18 protein-coding genes are annotated in these 15,770 nt (G+C 67.4%); 5 read left to right on the top strand and 13 right to left on the bottom strand.

Going from position 1 to position 15,770, the window contains the following annotated elements; genetic code table 11:
* Positions 1–39: 39 nt before the first annotated feature.
* On the top strand, positions 40–636 hold the full coding sequence (locus AB4851_RS33410; RefSeq protein WP_414450433.1) for an FMN-dependent NADH-azoreductase: 597 nt from the start codon (positions 40–42) through the stop codon (positions 634–636).
* A 134-nt stretch (positions 637–770) separates the two neighbouring features.
* Here the strand turns inward: AB4851_RS33410 and AB4851_RS33405 are convergent, their stop codons facing one another.
* From AB4851_RS33405 to AB4851_RS33365, 9 genes are all read right to left on the bottom strand, one after another.
* The gene (locus AB4851_RS33405; RefSeq protein ID WP_414450432.1) at positions 771–1,628 is read right to left on the bottom strand and encodes a uracil-DNA glycosylase; all 858 of its coding nucleotides are present in this window, start codon (positions 1,626–1,628) and stop codon (positions 771–773) included.
* 13 nt (positions 1,629–1,641) lie between these two features.
* Positions 1,642–2,280 (bottom strand): CYTH domain-containing protein, encoded by a 639-nt coding sequence (locus tag AB4851_RS33400; RefSeq protein WP_414450431.1) that lies wholly within the window; start codon positions 2,278–2,280, stop codon positions 1,642–1,644.
* An 11-nt stretch (positions 2,281–2,291) separates the two neighbouring features.
* On the bottom strand, positions 2,292–3,077 hold the full coding sequence (gene trpC, locus AB4851_RS33395; protein ID WP_414450430.1) for an indole-3-glycerol phosphate synthase TrpC: 786 nt from the start codon (positions 3,075–3,077) through the stop codon (positions 2,292–2,294).
* 76 nt (positions 3,078–3,153) lie between these two features.
* Positions 3,154–4,185 (bottom strand): anthranilate phosphoribosyltransferase, encoded by a 1,032-nt coding sequence (gene trpD, locus AB4851_RS33390; RefSeq protein WP_414450429.1) that lies wholly within the window; start codon positions 4,183–4,185, stop codon positions 3,154–3,156.
* Between the two features lie 11 nt (positions 4,186–4,196).
* Complete coding sequence (locus tag AB4851_RS33385; protein ID WP_414450428.1) at positions 4,197–4,787, bottom strand: anthranilate synthase component II; 591 nt, start codon at positions 4,785–4,787, stop codon at positions 4,197–4,199.
* A 13-nt stretch (positions 4,788–4,800) separates the two neighbouring features.
* Positions 4,801–6,294 carry an anthranilate synthase component I gene (trpE, locus tag AB4851_RS33380; protein ID WP_414450427.1) on the bottom strand — a complete coding sequence of 498 codons (1,494 nt, stop codon included), beginning with the start codon at positions 6,292–6,294 and terminating at the stop codon, positions 4,801–4,803.
* A 350-nt stretch (positions 6,295–6,644) separates the two neighbouring features.
* Positions 6,645–7,358 (bottom strand): phosphoglycolate phosphatase, encoded by a 714-nt coding sequence (locus AB4851_RS33375; RefSeq protein ID WP_414450426.1) that lies wholly within the window; start codon positions 7,356–7,358, stop codon positions 6,645–6,647.
* Positions 7,359–7,369: 11 nt separating this feature from the next.
* On the bottom strand, positions 7,370–8,056 hold the full coding sequence (gene rpe, locus AB4851_RS33370) for a ribulose-phosphate 3-epimerase (protein WP_414450425.1): 687 nt from the start codon (positions 8,054–8,056) through the stop codon (positions 7,370–7,372).
* A 39-nt stretch (positions 8,057–8,095) separates the two neighbouring features.
* Positions 8,096–8,323, bottom strand: a complete 228-nt coding sequence (locus AB4851_RS33365) for a hypothetical protein (RefSeq protein WP_414443815.1) — start codon at positions 8,321–8,323, stop codon at positions 8,096–8,098.
* Here AB4851_RS33365 and apaG point away from each other — a divergent pair.
* Both apaG and AB4851_RS33355 read left to right on the top strand, forming a co-directional pair.
* Positions 8,249–8,623, top strand: coding sequence for a Co2+/Mg2+ efflux protein ApaG (gene apaG, locus AB4851_RS33360; protein ID WP_414443816.1), 375 nt, complete (start codon positions 8,249–8,251; stop codon positions 8,621–8,623). The two genes, AB4851_RS33365 and apaG, sit on opposite strands and share 75 nt — an antisense overlap.
* A 70-nt stretch (positions 8,624–8,693) precedes the next feature.
* Positions 8,694–9,923 (top strand): murein transglycosylase A, encoded by a 1,230-nt coding sequence (locus tag AB4851_RS33355; RefSeq protein WP_414450424.1) that lies wholly within the window; start codon positions 8,694–8,696, stop codon positions 9,921–9,923.
* A 60-nt stretch (positions 9,924–9,983) separates the two neighbouring features.
* Here the strand turns inward: AB4851_RS33355 and paaK are convergent, their stop codons facing one another.
* The 4 genes from paaK to paaN all read right to left on the bottom strand — a co-directional run bounded on the left by paaK (position 9,984) and on the right by paaN (position 14,383).
* On the bottom strand, positions 9,984–11,279 hold the full coding sequence (gene paaK / locus AB4851_RS33350) for a phenylacetate--CoA ligase PaaK (RefSeq protein WP_414450423.1): 1,296 nt from the start codon (positions 11,277–11,279) through the stop codon (positions 9,984–9,986).
* A 48-nt stretch (positions 11,280–11,327) separates the two neighbouring features.
* On the bottom strand, positions 11,328–11,795 hold the full coding sequence (gene paaI / locus AB4851_RS33345) for a hydroxyphenylacetyl-CoA thioesterase PaaI (protein ID WP_414450422.1): 468 nt from the start codon (positions 11,793–11,795) through the stop codon (positions 11,328–11,330).
* Between the two features lies 1 nt (position 11,796).
* Positions 11,797–12,588, bottom strand: coding sequence for a 2-(1,2-epoxy-1,2-dihydrophenyl)acetyl-CoA isomerase PaaG (paaG, locus tag AB4851_RS33340; RefSeq protein ID WP_414450421.1), 792 nt, complete (start codon positions 12,586–12,588; stop codon positions 11,797–11,799).
* A 94-nt stretch (positions 12,589–12,682) separates the two neighbouring features.
* Complete coding sequence (paaN, locus tag AB4851_RS33335) at positions 12,683–14,383, bottom strand: phenylacetic acid degradation protein PaaN (RefSeq protein ID WP_414450420.1); 1,701 nt, start codon at positions 14,381–14,383, stop codon at positions 12,683–12,685.
* A 134-nt stretch (positions 14,384–14,517) separates the two neighbouring features.
* Between paaN and AB4851_RS33330 the strand changes: the two genes are divergently transcribed.
* The gene (locus AB4851_RS33330; protein WP_414450419.1) at positions 14,518–15,294 is read left to right on the top strand and encodes an enoyl-CoA hydratase; all 777 of its coding nucleotides are present in this window, start codon (positions 14,518–14,520) and stop codon (positions 15,292–15,294) included.
* Positions 15,295–15,548: 254 nt separating this feature from the next.
* Complete coding sequence (locus tag AB4851_RS33325; RefSeq protein ID WP_414448339.1) at positions 15,549–15,710, top strand: hypothetical protein; 162 nt, start codon at positions 15,549–15,551, stop codon at positions 15,708–15,710.
* The last annotated feature ends 60 nt before the right edge of the window (positions 15,711–15,770 follow it).

Genomic DNA, 15,770 nt, shown 5'->3' with positions numbered 1-15,770 from the left:
ACTCGCGCTGCCTGCAGCGCAAACCCAACGGAGCCCGACATGACGACCATCCTGCAAATCAAATCCGCCGCCCGCTCGCAAGGCGCGCGCTCGACGCAACTGTCCGACGAACTGACCGCCAAGCTGTCGCAATCGAACCCCGGCGCGAAGGTCGTGGTTCGCGACCTGCAGGCCAACGCCCAGCCGCACCTCGACGACGCCGTGCTCGGCGCGTTCTTCACGCCGGCCGAACAGCGCAGCGCCGAACAGAACGCGCTGGTCGCTCAGAGCGACGCGCTGGTGGCCGAACTGCAGGCCGCCGACATCATCGTGATCGCCGCACCGCTGTACAACTTCGGCATCTCCTCGCAACTGAAGACCTACTTCGACTGGATCGCCCGCGCCGGCGTGACGTTCCGCTACACGGCGAACGGCCCGGAAGGCCTGGTCACGGGCAAGAAGGTGTATGTCGTGTCGGCACGCGGCGGCAAGTATCTCGGCACGCCGAACGATACGCAAACGCCGTATCTGACCACCTTCCTCGGCTTCCTCGGCATGAAGGACGTGACGTTCATCTACGCTGAAGGTCTGAACATGGGCCCGGACGCGGAAGCAGCCTCGCTGGCCTCGGCACGCGAAGCCATCGCAGCGGTCTGACGCCGTTTTTGGCAGGCGGGTGCCCGTGTGGCGCCGGCCTGCTCGAATGAAAACAGCCCGATCGGCTTAGGCCGGTCGGGCTGTTTCGTTTTGGGGCGCATCGCGTCGTTCGGGACGGGGGCGCGCCGGAAGCGTCAGGCCAGCGTGACGGCCTCGTCCGGCAGTTGCCAGTCGATCGGCGGATTGCCGTGCTCGCCGAGATACGCGTTCGCCAGCGCGAAATGGCGGTTGCCGAGAAAGCCGCGGTGCGCCGACAGCGGCGACGGATGCGGCGATTCGAGCACGCAGTGCGCGCCGGCATCGAACAGCGCGCGCTTGGCCTGCGCGTGGGCGCCCCACAGCATGAACACCAGCCCGCGATGGCGGCGCGCCAGTTCGCGGATCAGCGTGTCGGTGCAGGCTTCCCAACCGCGCTTGGCGTGGCTGGCGGCGGCCGCCTGCTCGACCGTCAGCACGGTGTTGAGCAGCAGCACGCCCTGACGCGCCCACGAATCGAGGCAGCCGTGCTTCGGGATGTCATGCCCGAAATTCGCGGCGATTTCCTTGAAGATGTTGCGCAGCGATGGCGGCGGCCGCACGCCGGGGGGCACCGAGAACGCGAGCCCGTGCGCTTGCGGCGTGCCGCGGTCGTCGCCGTGATACGGATCTTGACCGAGGATCACGACCTTGACCTCGTCGGGCGAGGTCAGGCGCAGCGCGCGGAACACGTCGGCCGGGTAGACGGTTTTGCCGGCCGCGCGCTCGGCATCGACGAAGCGGCACAGCGGCGCGTAGGCGTCGCTCGCGACGAACGGCGCGAGTACCTCGCGCCAGGCGGCGGGCAGCGCGTCGAACTGCGCGGCCAGCGGCTGGATCGAGGCGGCGGTGGCGTTCGGTGCGGTGGGCGGTTGTGCGGCGGTGGTGGAGGCCGCCGTGTCGGGCGTGGTCTCGCCCATATCGAACAGCGAAGCCTGAGCGGCCGGCGCCGTGCGGGAGGAAGAACGGGTTGCCATGCGATATCGGGCCTCAGGCGGCGCGCAGCCGGTAGCCGCGCTGCGCCTTGCTCTGGTTGTCGGGCGCGAGGCCCGGCACGGCCGCGACGAGTTCCTCGGCCAGCGTGTGCAGCACGGCTTCGTCGCCGTCGATCAGTTCGAGTTCGATCTCGCGGATCGGCGCGCGGCGCGTCTCCACGCCGTTTTCACCCTCGACTTCAGCGACGATCTCGCCCAGATCGAGCGCGACCTCGACGGTCGTGCCGCCGCGGCTGACGCGCCAGATCGTGCGCGCGAAATCGGTGCGGAACAGCGCGGCCAGCAACGGCGCGGCGGCGCGCAGCGCATCGGCGGCGGCCGGCACGTCGCAGGCGGCCAGCAGCGCATCGATTTCGAGCGCGTCGCCGGCGACCGGCAGTTCCCACTCGTGGCGCGTGTGCAGGCCGTTCTCGGCCGAGCCGACCGTCTTGAAGGTTTGCAGCCAGCCCTGCGGCGCGAGCCGCACGCGGATCGCGCTCTTGGCGCGCGCCAAGGCCAGCTCGGGCGTGTCGTAATAGACGTTGGCGAGCTGGATCTCGCGGCCCGCCGTTCCGGCGCAGGCGTCGAGCGCGCGGCGTGCGGCCGCTTCGCCGCCTTCGGGCAGCGCGAGCTTGATTTCGGTTTCGATGGCCATGGGCGTGCGCGTCAGAAGAACATCCGGGCGAGTTCCTCGCCCGGCTGATCGGCGCGCATGAACGCCTCGCCCACCAGGAACGTGTGCACGTCGGCCGCCTGCATGCGTTCGACGTCGGCGCGCGAGAGGATTGCCGATTCGGTCACGACGATGCGGTCGGCCGGCACCATGTCGAGCATGCCGAGGGTGGTTTCGAGCGTGGTTTCGAAGGTGCGCAGGTTGCGGTTGTTGATGCCGAGCAGCGGCGTCTTGAGCGTCAGCGCCTCGGTCAGCTCCTCGCGGCTGTGTACTTCCACCAGCACCGCCAGCCCCAGCGAGTGCGCGTAGGCTTCGAGGTCCTGCATCAGCGGCGTGTCGAGCGCGGCGGCGATCAGCAGGATCGCGTCGGCGCCCATCGCGCGGGCTTCGAGGATCTGATACGGATCGACCATGAAATCCTTGCGCAGCACCGGCAGCGCGCAGGCCTCCCGCGCCTGCTCGAGATAGCGCGCGCTGCCCTGGAAGAATTGCTCGTCGGTCAGCACCGACAGGCAGGCCGCGCCGTGTTGCGCGTACGAAGCGGCGATCTCGGCCGGCACGAAGTGCTCGCGGATCACGCCCTTCGACGGGCTGGCCTTCTTGACCTCGGCGATCACGGCCGGCTGGCCGGCCGCATGTTTGGCGCGCAGCGCGCCGACGAAATCGCGCAGGTCGCGCGTTTCGGCTTCGAGTTTCAGCGCTTCGAGCGGCGTGCTGCGCAGGGCGGCGGCCACTTCCTGGCGTTTGACGTCGATGATTCGGTTGAGGATGTCGCTCATGGAACTCTGACGGCGGGCCGTCCGGTAGGTTGGCCGACCGGCTGGCCGGTCGGCGGGCAAGAGGGCAGCGCTCGGTTCAGCGCTTGAATTGCTGCGTGAAGCGTACCAGTTCGTCGACCTTGGCGCGGGCCGCGCCGCTCGCGATCACTTCGCGAGCCAGCACGATGCCGTCGGCGATCGACGGCGCGACGTTCGCCGAATAGAGCGCCGTGCCGGCGTTCAGCGTGACGATCTCGCGCGCCACGCCCGGCGTGTTGTCGAGCGCGTCGAGCAGCATCACGCGCGATTCGTCGGCGTTTTCGACCTTCAGCGAGCGGTTCGACACCATTTGCAGGCCGAAATCTTCCGGATGGATCTCGTACTCGGTGACCTTGCCGTCGCGCAGTTCGCCCACCAGCGTGGCTGCGCCGAGCGACACTTCATCCATGCCGTCCTTGCCGTACACCACCAGCACGTGCTCGGCGCCGAGCCGTTGCATCACGCGTACCTGGATGCCGACCAGATCGGGGTGGAACACGCCCATCAACTGGTTGGGCGCGCCGGCCGGGTTGGTCAGCGGGCCGAGGATGTTGAAGATGGTCCGCACGCCGAGTTCGCGGCGCACCGCCGCGATGTTCTTCATCGCCGGATGGTGGTTCGGCGCATACATGAAGCCCATGCCGGTCGCCTCGATCGAGGCGGCCACCTGCTCGGGTTCCAGGTCGATGTTCACGCCGAGCGCGTCGAGCACGTCCGCGCTGCCCGACTTGCTCGACACGCTGCGGTTGCCGTGCTTGGCCACCTTCGCGCCGGCCGCGGCCGACACGAACATGGTCGCGGTGGAGATGTTGAAGGTATTCGAGCCGTCGCCGCCGGTGCCGACGATATCGACGAAATTCGAGTTGTCCGCCACCTCCACGTGACGCGCGAATTCGCGCATCACCGTGGCCGCCGCTGCGATCTCGCCGATCGTTTCCTTCTTCACGCGCAGGCCGGTGATGATCGCGGCGGCCATCACGGGCGACATGTCGCCGCGCATGATCATCCGCATCAGGTGCAGCATTTCGTCGTGGAAGATCTCGCGATGCTCGATCGTGCGTTGCAGCGCCTCCTGCGGCGTAATCGTCATGTCGCCCCCGCTCATGCCGGTTGGGCCGCGTGCGCGCGTGCCTGTTTCAGGAAGTTCTGCAGCAGCGCGTGGCCATGCTCGGACAGGATCGATTCGGGGTGGAACTGCACGCCCTCGATCGGCAGCGTGTTGTGGCGCACGCCCATGATTTCGCCGTCCTCGGTCCAGGCCGAGATTTCGAGGCAATCGGGCAGCGATTCGCGCTCGATCGCCAGCGAGTGGTAGCGCGTCACGTCGAAGTGCCGGGGCAGGTCGGCGAACACGCCGCGGCCGTCGGTTTCGATGCGGCTCACCTTGCCGTGCATGATGGTCTTGGCGCGGATCACGCGGCCGCCGAACGCCTCGCCGATCGCCTGATGGCCGAGACACACGCCGAGAATCGGCTTCTTGCCGGCGAATTCGCGCAGCACGTCGAGCGTGATGCCCGCGTGCTGCGGGTTGCTCGGGCCGGGCGACAGGCAGATCGCCTCGGGATCGAGCGTGGCGATCGCGTCGAGCGTGATCTCGTCGTTGCGGTGGGTCTGGACGTCTTCGCCGAGTTCGCCGAAGTACTGGACCAGGTTGTAGGTAAACGAATCGTAGTTGTCGATCATCAGAAGCATGGTCAGTCTCCGTTCAGAAGTCGCTGTCGAGGCCGTCCTGCACCTGTTCCGCCGCGCGCAGCACGGCGCGCGCCTTGTTTTCCGTTTCCTGCCATTCCGACTCGGGCACCGAATCGGCCACCACGCCGGCGGCAGCCTGCACGTACAGGTTGCCGTTGTGGATCAGGCCGGTGCGGATCGCGATCGCGAGATCCATCTCGCCGGAGAACGACAGATAGCCGACGGCGCCGCCGTACAGGCCGCGCTTGACCGGCTCCAGCTCGTCGATCAGCTCCATCGCGCGTACCTTCGGCGCACCCGACAGCGTGCCGGCCGGGAACGTCGCGCGCAGCACGTCGTAGTTGGTCATGCCGGGCTTCAGCGTGCCTTCCACCGAGCTGACGATGTGCTGCACGTGCGAATACTTCTCGATGATCATCTTGTCGGTCACGACCACCGAGCCGGTGGTGGCGATGCGGCCGACGTCGTTGCGCGCCAGGTCGATCAGCATGACGTGCTCGGCCACTTCCTTCGGATCGTTGAGCAGCTCGGTGGCGAGCGCGGCGTCGCGTTCCGGCGTGTTGCCGCGCGGGCGGGTGCCGGCCAGCGGGCGAATCGTGACGATCCGGTCCTCGCCGCGTTGTTCCTGGCGCACCAGGATTTCCGGCGATGCGCCCACCACGTGGCAATCGCCGAAGTTGTAGTAGTACATGTACGGCGACGGGTTCAGCGAGCGCAGCGCGCGGTACAGCGACAGCGGATTGTCGCGATACGGCTTGGACAGGCGCTGGCCGACCTGGATCTGCATCAGCTCGCCCTCGGCGATGTATTCCTTCGCCTTCAGCACGGCCGCCAGGTAGTCGTCCTTCTTGAATTCGCGGAACGTTTCGGTGCGCACGCTCGGCGAGGTGACGGGCGGCTGCACCGTCGCATGCAGGCGCTGCTTCAGCTCGCGCAGGCGCTGCTTGGCCTTCGAGAACGCCTCGGGGCGCGTCGGGTCGGCGTAGATGATCAGGTAGAGCTTGCCGGCCAGGTTGTCGATGACGGCCACTTCCTCGGTCAGCAGCAGCTGGATGTCGGGCAGTTGCAGATCGTCGTGGGGGGCCGAGTCGGCGAGCTTCTTCTCGATGTAGCGCACGGCGTCGTAGCCGAAGTAGCCGGCCAGGCCGCCGCAAAAGCGCGGCAGGCCCGGCAGCAGCGCCACCTTGTAGCGCGCCTGGAACTGCTCGATGAAGGCGAACGGATCGCTGTCGTGGGTTTCGACGACCTGGCCGTCGGTCACCACCTCCGATACGCCGTTGCGGGTGCGCAGCAGCGTGCGCGCCGGCAGGCCGATGAACGAGTAGCGGCCGAAGCGTTCGCCGCCGACCACCGATTCGAGCAGGAACGAATTGGCGCCGCCGCGCTCGGTTTGCGCGAGCTTCAGGTACAGCGAAAGCGGGGTTTCGAGATCGGCGAGCGCCTCCGCGATCAGCGGAATGCGGTTATAGCCTTGATTCGCGAGCGATTGGAATTCGAGTTCGGTCATGTTCCGGTCCTGTGGGGACGAGCGGCAATGCGTGCCAGTGGAAACGCGGGCGCTGCGCGGCGGGCCGGAGGGCGGGGTGCGGTCAGTGCCTGACCGGCTTGCGCTGCCGCCGGGCGATGTGCCGATACACGTTCCCGGCGCCCGGACGCGAGGCGTGCGGAGCGGGGGACAGCGGGCACATCGATTGACGGAGCGCGGATCGCGCAGCAAAACAAAAAAACGGATGCCGAAGACAGGCTTCGGCGAACCTCGACGAGGTTAGCGCGACCAGCGACGCCAGGGCCAGGCTCCCCGGTCGATGCTGCTCAGACTCCGTTTTTTGTTCAGAAACATGCGGATGGAAGATTAAATCAGAGGGTTTGCTCGGTCGCATTGTGCGCGGTGATGACCTGCGCCGCGACGAGCAGCGAGCCGACTATACCATCCGAATTTATCGTTTGTATAGCGTTGCCGTGGTTGTAGCCGTAAGGCACCGTCAGCGTCGCGAGGCCCGCCGCGCGGCCCGCCAGCGCATCGTTTTCGGAGTCGCCGATGGCCACCGCCAGCGCCGGTTCGACGCCGAGCCGCTCGCAGGCGGTCAGCATCGGCAGCGGGTCCGGCTTCTTGCGCGGCAGGCTGTCGCCGCCGAGCACCACGCCGAAATGGCCGTCGAGCCGGTATTGCGCGAGCAGTTCCACCGCGAAGCGATACGGCTTGTTGGTCACGCAGGCGAGCGCCAGGCCCGCTTCGCGCATCGCCAGCAGGCCGGTTTCGACGTCGGGATAGAGCTGCGTGTGACGGCCGTTGATGGTCGCGTATTCGGCCTGGTAGAGCTCCAGCGCTTCCTCGAAGCGGGCCTGCGCCTCGGCTTCGCCGAAGCGCGGCTTGAGCACCTGCGCGATCAGGTTCTCGGAACCCTTGCCGACGTAGTTCATGACCTCGTCGCGCTGCGTGGCGCGCGCGCCGATCCGCGCCAGCATCGCGTTGAGGGCCGCCGTGAAATCGTCGGCGGTGTCGATCATGGTGCCGTCGAGGTCGATCAGCGCGGCGGCCAGCCGCGGCGAGGCGAAGCGGATCGTCGTCATCGCCGTGCGCCTCAGGCCTTGACCGTGCCGGCGAGCTGCGTGCGCATCTCGTCGATCACCGCCTTGTAGTCGGGCTTGCCGAAGATCGCCGAGCCGGCCACGAAGGTGTCCGCGCCGGCGGCGGCGATTTCCGCGATGTTGTCGACCTTCACGCCGCCGTCCACTTCGAGGTGGATCTCGCGGCCGGTGCGTTCGCGGTAGGCGTCGATCTTGGCGCGCGCCTCGCGAATCTTGCGCAGCGATTCGGGGATGAACGACTGGCCGCCGAAGCCCGGGTTCACCGACATGATCAGCACCAGGTCGAGCCGATCCATCACGTGGTCGAGATAGTTGAGCGGCGTGGCCGGGTTGAACACCAGGCCGGCCTTGCAGCCGTGATCCTTGATCAGCGACAGCGTGCGGTCGATGTGGTCCGAGCCTTCCGGGTGGAAGCTGATCACGTTCGCGCCGGCCTTGGCGAAGTCGGGCACGATCCGGTCGACCGGGCGCACCATCAGGTGCACGTCGATCGGCACGTCCACGTGCGGGCGGATCGCCTCGCAGACAAGCGGGCCGATCGTCAGGTTCGGCACGTAATGGTTGTCCATCACGTCGAAGTGGATCCAGTCGGCGCCGGCGGCGACGACGTTGCGGACTTCCTCGCCGAGGCGGGCGAAGTCGGCCGAGAGAATGCTGGGAGCGATGCGGAATTGCGTCATGGCGGTAGGGGGACGTGCGTTTTATGCGAAACCGCCATTCTACCGCCGCCGGCCGGGGCCGCCGCCCGCCCGCGGCCCCGCTGTTGCGGCCGTGGGCCGCATCAAGCAGAATGCCGAACCAGTGCGGGCCGGCTGGCGGCGGCCTGGCGCGGCGCCGTGCCGGCGTCGCTCGACCTTCGAAGCGGGATAGCCATGAGCCAGTATGAATTCAGCGTGACGGTGAAGACCGCCTATTTGACGGAACAATCCGACCCCGAGCGTCGTCAATATGCATTTGCCTACACGCTGACGATCGTCAATTCCGGCCAGGTGCCGGCGCAACTGATCGCGCGTCACTGGGTGATCACGGACAGCGATCAGAAAGTGCAGGAAGTGAAGGGGCTCGGCGTGGTCGGCCATCAGCCGCTCTTGAAACCGGGCGAGCAATTCGAATACACGAGCTGGGCGGTCATCGAAACGCCGGTCGGCACGATGCGCGGCGCGTATTTCTGCGTGGCGGAGGACGGCGAGCGCTTCGAGGCGCCGGTTGCGGAGTTCGCGCTGCACATGCCGCGCACGCTGCATTGAGCCTCAGCGCTGGCGCGGCTCGTCGTGGCGCGTGCGGGCTTTCTTCTTGCCGGACGCGGTCCAGAGCACGATGAAAATCAGCAAACCGAGCGCCAGCAGCGATTCCAGCGCAAAAACCAGCATCGGGTATTCGTCGAACAGATCAGACATGGCGGCTTCCATCAAGTACGAGCATTGTAGGTGGTTCGGGCCGCGGCTTGCCGGTTGGGCAGCCGCGATCGCAACGGCGGCCCTGCTGGCCGCGTGCGGCAGCGCGCCCGTGCATCATGCGCGGCCGCCCGCCACCGGCGCGGCGATCGTGCCGGGGCAGACGGCCTCCGAGCGGCTCACGCCGGTGGCGTGGCAGCAGGTGCCGGGCTGGGACGATGATGCGCTGATCGGCGCGACCATCGCCTTGCGGCAGAATTGCACGCGGCTCGCGCGGGCCGCGAACTGGCGCCGCGCCTGCGACGCCGCGAACCGGCTCGACGATCTCGACCTCACCGGCGCGCGCAGCTTCTTCGAAACGTATTTCACGCCTTATCAGTTTGCCAATGGCGACGGCACGCTCGATGGCCTCGTGACCGGCTATTACGAGCCGCTGCTGCACGGCTCGCGGGTGCGGCGCGGCCCGTATCAGACCGCCCTGTACCGCTGGCCGAGCAGCTATCGCGCCGGAACGCCGCTGCCGGCGCGCGCGCAGCTCGAACGCGCGGGCGTGCTGAACGGCAACGAACTGGTGTGGGTCGACGATCCGATCGAGGCGTTTTTCCTGCAAGTGCAGGGCTCGGGCCGCGTGATTCTCGACGACGGCACCGTGATGCGGGTCGGTTTCGGCGGCACCAACAACCAGCCGTATCGCTCGATCGGCAAGTGGCTGCTCGATCACGGCGAACTGACGCCGGGGCAGGCCACCATGCAGGGCATCAAGGCCTGGGCGCGCGCCAATCCCACGCGCCTCGACGCGCTGCTCGACACCAACCCGCGCTTCGTGTTCTTCCGTGACATGGCGTCGGCCGAAGGCGCGCCGAACGGCGGCGCGGATGGCCCGATCGGCGCGCTCGGCGTGCCGTTGACGGCCGAGCGCTCGATCGCCGTCGATCCGTCGTTCATCCCGCTCGGCACGCCGGTGTTCCTGCAGACCACCCGCCCGCTGACCAATACGCCAATGAATCGCCTCGTGTTCGCGCAGGACACCGGTTCGGCGATCAAGGGCGGCGTGCGCGCCGACTACTTCTGGGGCCTCGGCGACGACGCGGGCGATCTGGCCGGCCGCATGAAGCAGGTCGGGCGGATGTGGCTGCTGCTGCCGAATTCGTGATGTCCGGCCGGGGCGCCGCGGCAAACGGCGCCCCGTGTTGCCTTCCTTTCGCGCCGGTGTTCATCGGCGCTTGTCCACCACCCGCCGCGCCTTGCCGACCGATCGCTCGATGCCGTTGACCGGCAGCACGTTGACGATCGCGCTCACCCCGATCAACGCCTTGATGTCGTAGGCCAGCGCCTGCCGTGCCGTATCGAGCAAGGCGGCCTCGGCCCGGGCGAGCGGGCAGGGTTCGACGTTCAGCGTCATCACGTCGAGCGGGCCGTCGCGCGTCAGCACGATCTGGTAATGCGGCGCGAGCACGCGCTGCTTCAGAAGCTGCTCCTCGATCTGCGTCGGGAACACGTTCACGCCGCGGATGATCATCATGTCGTCCGAGCGGCCGGTGATCTTTTCCATGCGCCGCATCGTGCGCGCCGTGCCGGGCAGCAGCCGCGACAGGTCGCGCGTGCGATAGCGCACGATCGGCAGCGCTTCCTTGGTCAGCGACGTGAACACCAGTTCGCCGAGCTCGCCGTCGGGCAACACCTCGCCCGTCAGCGGATCGACGATCTCCGGGTAGAAGTGATCCTCCCAGATCGTCGGCCCATCCTTGGTTTGCACGCATTCCGACGCCACGCCGGGGCCGATCACCTCCGACAGCCCGTAGATGTCCACCGCATCGATACCGGCGCGCTGCTCGATCGCCGTGCGCATTTCGTTGGTCCACGGCTCCGCGCCGAAGATGCCGATCCGCAGCGACGCGTCGCGCGGGTCCAGCCCCTGGCGTTCCATCTCGTCGGCGATCGAGAGCATGTAGCTCGGCGTGACCATGATGATGTCGGGCCGGAAATCGCGGATCAACTGCACCTGTTTTTCGGTCTGACCGCCGCCGAACGGAATCACCGTCAGGCCCGCGCGCTCCGCGCCGTAATGCGCGCCGAGGCCGCCCGTGAACAGGCCGTAGCCGTAGCTCACGTGCACCTTGTCGCCGGTGCGCGCGCCGGCCGCGCGGATCGAGCGGGCCACCAGGTTGGCCCAGGTGTCGATGTCGCGCGCCGTGTAGCCGACCACGGTCGGCTTGCCGGTCGTGCCCGACGACGCGTGAATGCGCGCGACGCGCTCCTGGGGTACCGCGAACATGCCGAACGGGTAGTTGTCACGCAGGTCGCTCTTGGTCGTGAACGGGAAGCGCGCGAGGTCGGCCAGCGTGCGCAGGTCGCCCGGGTGCGCGCCCGCTTCGTCGAACTTGCGCCGGTAGACCGGCGAATGCGCATAGGCGTGCGCGAGCGACCAGCGCAGGCGGTCGAGCTGCAGCGCCTGCAATTCGTCGCGGCTGGCGGTCTCGATCGGTTCGAGCGGAAGCGGGGCGTTCATCGATGTCTCCGGATCGGATTCTGGCGGGGGCGGGCCGTGCCGCCGCGCTCAATGCGCTGCGTTGTTATCGGTGGGAATCACGTTGCCGGCGATCCGCGCCGACTTGCCGCGAAACATCGCCACGGTTTCGCCGGCGCGGTTCGTCACGCGGATATCGTAGATGCCGTGTCGCCCGGCCAGCGTCTGCTCGACGGCCTCGGCCGTCAGCACGTCGCCTTCCGGCACCGGGCGCAGGAACTCGATCGCGCAGCCGGCCGCGACCGTATTGAGGTTGTGCGAGTTGCAGGCGAACGCGAACGCCGAATCGGCCAGCGTGAAGATCAGGCCGCCGTGGCAGGTGCGATGGCCGTTCAGGAACGCGGGGCGCACCGTCATGCGCATGCGCGCGCGGCCTGGCCCGATGTCGAGCAATTCGATGCCGAGCGCGCGCGTGCAGGCATCGGCCGCGTACATCGCGTCGGCGGCGGCGCGGGCGAGCGCATCGGGGTCGACGGGCAAAGTTTGGGCCGTGGTCATCTCAACGCCCCTCGAAACGCGGTGCGCGCCGGGCCATGAACGCCGCGACGCCTTCCGCATAGTCGTGCGATTGCCCCAGCTCGCGTTGCAGGTCGCGCTCCAGATCGAGTTGCCGATCGAGCGGGTTCGTCATGCCGGCGCGCATCGCCTGCTTGATCGCGGCGATCGCGCGCGTGGGCTGGCGGGCCAGCTCGGTGGCCAGCGCGGCGGCGGTGGCGGCGAGCGCATCGTCGTCGACGGCGCGCCAGATCATTCCCCAGTCGGCGGCCTGTTCGGCGCCGAGCTTGTCGCCCGTCAGCGCCAGCCCGAGCGCGCGTGCGAAACCGACGCGCTGCGGCAGGAACCAGGTTCCGCCCGAATCGGGCACCAGGCCGATCTTCACGAACGACTGGATGAAGCTGGCCGATTTCGCGGCCAGCACGAGGTCGCAGGCCAGCGCGAGATTCGCGCCGGCGCCGGCCGCCGTGCCGTTGACGGCCGCGATCACCGGCAGCGGCAACGCCTGAAGGCGACGCACGAGCGGGTTGAAATGCGCGTCGATCAGCGCGCCGAGATCGGTCGACGCGCCCGGCGTGAAATCGAGGTCGGCCAGATCCTGGCCCGCGCAGAAGCCGCGGCCGGCGCCGGTCAGCACCAGCGCGCGCGCGTGGCTCGCCTCGGCGGCGTCGAGCGCCGCGGCCAGTTCGGCGTGCATCGCGCGGGTGAAGCTGTTGAGCTTGTCGGGGCGGTCGAGCGTGATCGTCGCAACCTGCGTCGCGTCATCGAGCGTGAACCGGATCGTGTCGTACGGCATCGAGTGTCTCCTCCACGTCGTGGATGGCCGACGGCGTGCGTCGGCCCGGATGCGTCTGGTTTCCTGAAAAAACGATTCGGCTTGCGGTGGGCGTTCAGGCGGCGCTTGTGGTGCTTTCTGCGCGCGGCTCCACATGACGGCGGCTCTGCACCACGCGGAAGCGATTCGCGACGAAGGCCGCGTCCGCCAGCGCCGCATTCGCGGCCGGGTTTGCGCCGGTGCCGTGGAAATCCGAGAACGCAGCCGACTGGTTGACGAATACGCCCCCCGTCAGATTGATCGACAACGCGACGCCGCCGCGGATTGCCGCGTCGTGGGCGCGGTCGAGCACGGCTTCGTCGGTGCTGTACACCGACAGCGTCAGCGCGCCGCATTCGGCCGCGATGCCGCCGGCCAGTTCGAGCGAGTGCGCCGTCGAATCGGTGGCGATCACGAACGAGATCGGGCCGAACCATTCGCGCGTATAGGTGCCGCGTTCGCTGGCGTCGAGTTGCAGCACCAGCGGCGTGCGCACGCGCGCCTGCGGGTGGGCGGGGTGGTCGAGCGGCTGGCTGTCGGCCAGCACCTTGCCGAGCGCGCGGGCTTCGTCGATGCGCGCCGTCACGCCGTCGTTCTGGATCGCGCCGAGCAGTTCGACGGCGCGGGCCGGATCGGCCACGAGCTTCTGCACCGCGGCGCCGATCGCCTGCGCTACTTCGTCGAAGCCGACCCGGCCGTCCGGCGTGCGGATTCCGTCGCGCGGCACATAGATGTTCTGCGGCGCCGTGCACATCTGGCCCGAGTAGAGCGCAAGCGAGAACGCGATGTTGCGCGCGGCGGCTTTCAGGTCGTCCACCGAGTCGATCACGATCTGGTTGACGCCGGCCTTCTCTGTATACACATGGGCCTGATGCGCATGGCGTTCGAGCCAGTCGCCGTGCTGCGTGCTGCCGGTGAAGTCGATCAGACGGATCTCGGGGCGTATCGCCAGCGCTTCGACCAGCGCGCCGTCGTCGGGGGCGGTGGCCAGCAGCGTGATGACGTTCGGATCGAAGCCGGCCTCGCGCAACACCTCGCGTGCGATGCGCACGGTCAGCGCGAGCGGCAGGATCGCGCCCGGATGAGGCTTGACGATCGCCGTATTGCCGGTGGCCAGGTCCGCGAACAGGCCGGGGTAGCCGTTCCAGGTGGGGAACGTGCAGCAGCCGAGCACGAGGCCGGTGCCGCGCGGAACGATTGCGTAGCGCTTGTGCATCGCAAGCGGCGGGTTCTTGCCTTGCGGTTTTTCCCAGTGCGCGTCGGCCGGGATCTTGCGCAGCGCGTCCCAGGCGTAGGCCACCGCTTCGAGTGCGCGGTCCTGGGCGTGCGGCCCGCCCGCCTGGAACGCCATCATGAAGGCCTGGCCGGTGGTGTGCATCACTGCGTGGGCGATTTCGAAGCTGGCCCGGTTGAGCCGCGCGAGGATTTCAAGGCTCACGCCCACCCAGGCGCTCGGGCCGGCCGCACGCCAGCCCGGCTGCGCGGCGGCGGCCGCCGCGATCAGTTCGTCGGGCGAGGATTGCGGATAGCGGATGCCGAGCGGAAAGCCGAACGGCGACACTTCCGCGCCGACCTGTCCGCCCGACGCCGGCTGGTCGAGCGCGAAGGGCTTGTCGAGCTGGGCCTGGAAGGCCGCCTCGCCCTCGGCCGCGGCGCTTTCCCCGTACACTTTGGGACTGGGCATTTCGGCGAACGGGCTCCAGTAAGCGCGAGTCTCGATGGCCGACAGCGCCTGTTGCAGCGTGGCTTCGTGCTTCGTGAACAAAGGATGGGTCATGACGGCAGCCTGATGGAAGTGGGAAGCCGGTCGCACGAAAGCAATTAATTAACCGACCGGTTGGTCGGCAAATGTTAGCATTGTTCTCCGCGTGTGTGCGCGGAGCCTGGCGTTTCTTTAATGAGGAGACATCGATGGATTACGAGAACATCCTGGTGGAGACGCGCGGCCGCGTCGGCCTGATCACGCTGCACCGCCCGAAGGCGCTGAACGCGCTGAACGATGCGCTGATGGACGAGCTCGGCACAGCGCTGAAGGCCTTCGACGCCGACGACGAGATCGGCGCGATCGTGCTGACCGGCAGTGAAAAGGCGTTCGCTGCGGGCGCCGATATCGGGATGATGGCCAAGTATTCCTATATGGATGTCTACAAGGGCGACTACATCACGCGCAATTGGGAGACGATCCGCCAGATCCGCAAGCCGGTGATTGCCGCGGTGGCCGGTTTCGCGCTGGGCGGCGGCTGCGAGCTGGCGATGATGTGCGACATCATCATCGCGGCCGACACGGCGAAGTTCGGTCAGCCGGAAATCCGCCTGGGCGTGATGCCGGGCGCGGGCGGCACGCAGCGCCTGCCGCGTGCGGTGTCGAAGGCCAAGGCGATGGACATGTGCCTGACCGCGCGCTTCATGGAAGCCGACGAAGCCGAGCGTGCCGGGCTGGTGTCGCGCGTGGTGCCGGCGGCGGCGCTGCTCGACGACGCGTTGGCGGCGGCCACCACCATCTCGGAGTTCTCGCTGCCGGCCGTCATGATGATCAAGGAATCGGTGAACCGCGCCTACGAGACGACGTTGGCCGAGGGCGTGCAATTCGAGCGCCGCGTGTTCCATTCACTGTTCGCGACCGAGGATCAGAAGGAAGGGATGGCCGCGTTCGTCGAGAAGCGCAAGCCGGCGTTCAAGCATCGTTGAGCGCCGGGCGACCGATTTTCGGTCGCATTTTTTGACGTTTTCTTTTGAGATCAAAGGCTTGTCATAAAGGGCGCCGCGCAAGCGGCGCCCTTTATGCATTTTCTTTGCGAAAACGCTTGCACGAAGCGGGATGGGTGCTTAGAATTCGGCCTCTCTCGCGATGACGGAAACGCAGAACGAGAGGAGAAGCCAGGCAGGACAAGGAGAGCGCCGGAATTTGGGCCGCTTCTTTGAACTGGTGAGGAACTCGATCGATGCAGTCTGTTGATCGAAGCGCTGAAAAAGTAGTTGACGCGCTTCAAAATGTTCTTCATAATCTCGCTTCTCTGCTGCTGAAAACGCAGCACCGAAACGAAGCCAAGCTTCTCTCGGAAACGCTCTTTAACAATCTACAGCCGATAAGTGTGGACGCTTGATGGAAGCGGTCCTGATCTTAGGATCAGGTCAGCAAAAGTATCAAGAGTCTCACACAAAAG

The sequence above is a fragment of the Burkholderia sp. 22PA0099 genome (genome assembly GCF_047497165.1).
Taxonomy (GTDB): domain Bacteria; phylum Pseudomonadota; class Gammaproteobacteria; order Burkholderiales; family Burkholderiaceae; genus Burkholderia.
The sequence above is the reverse complement of the archived record's forward strand: the minus strand, read 5'-3'. Positions and strand labels throughout refer to the sequence as shown.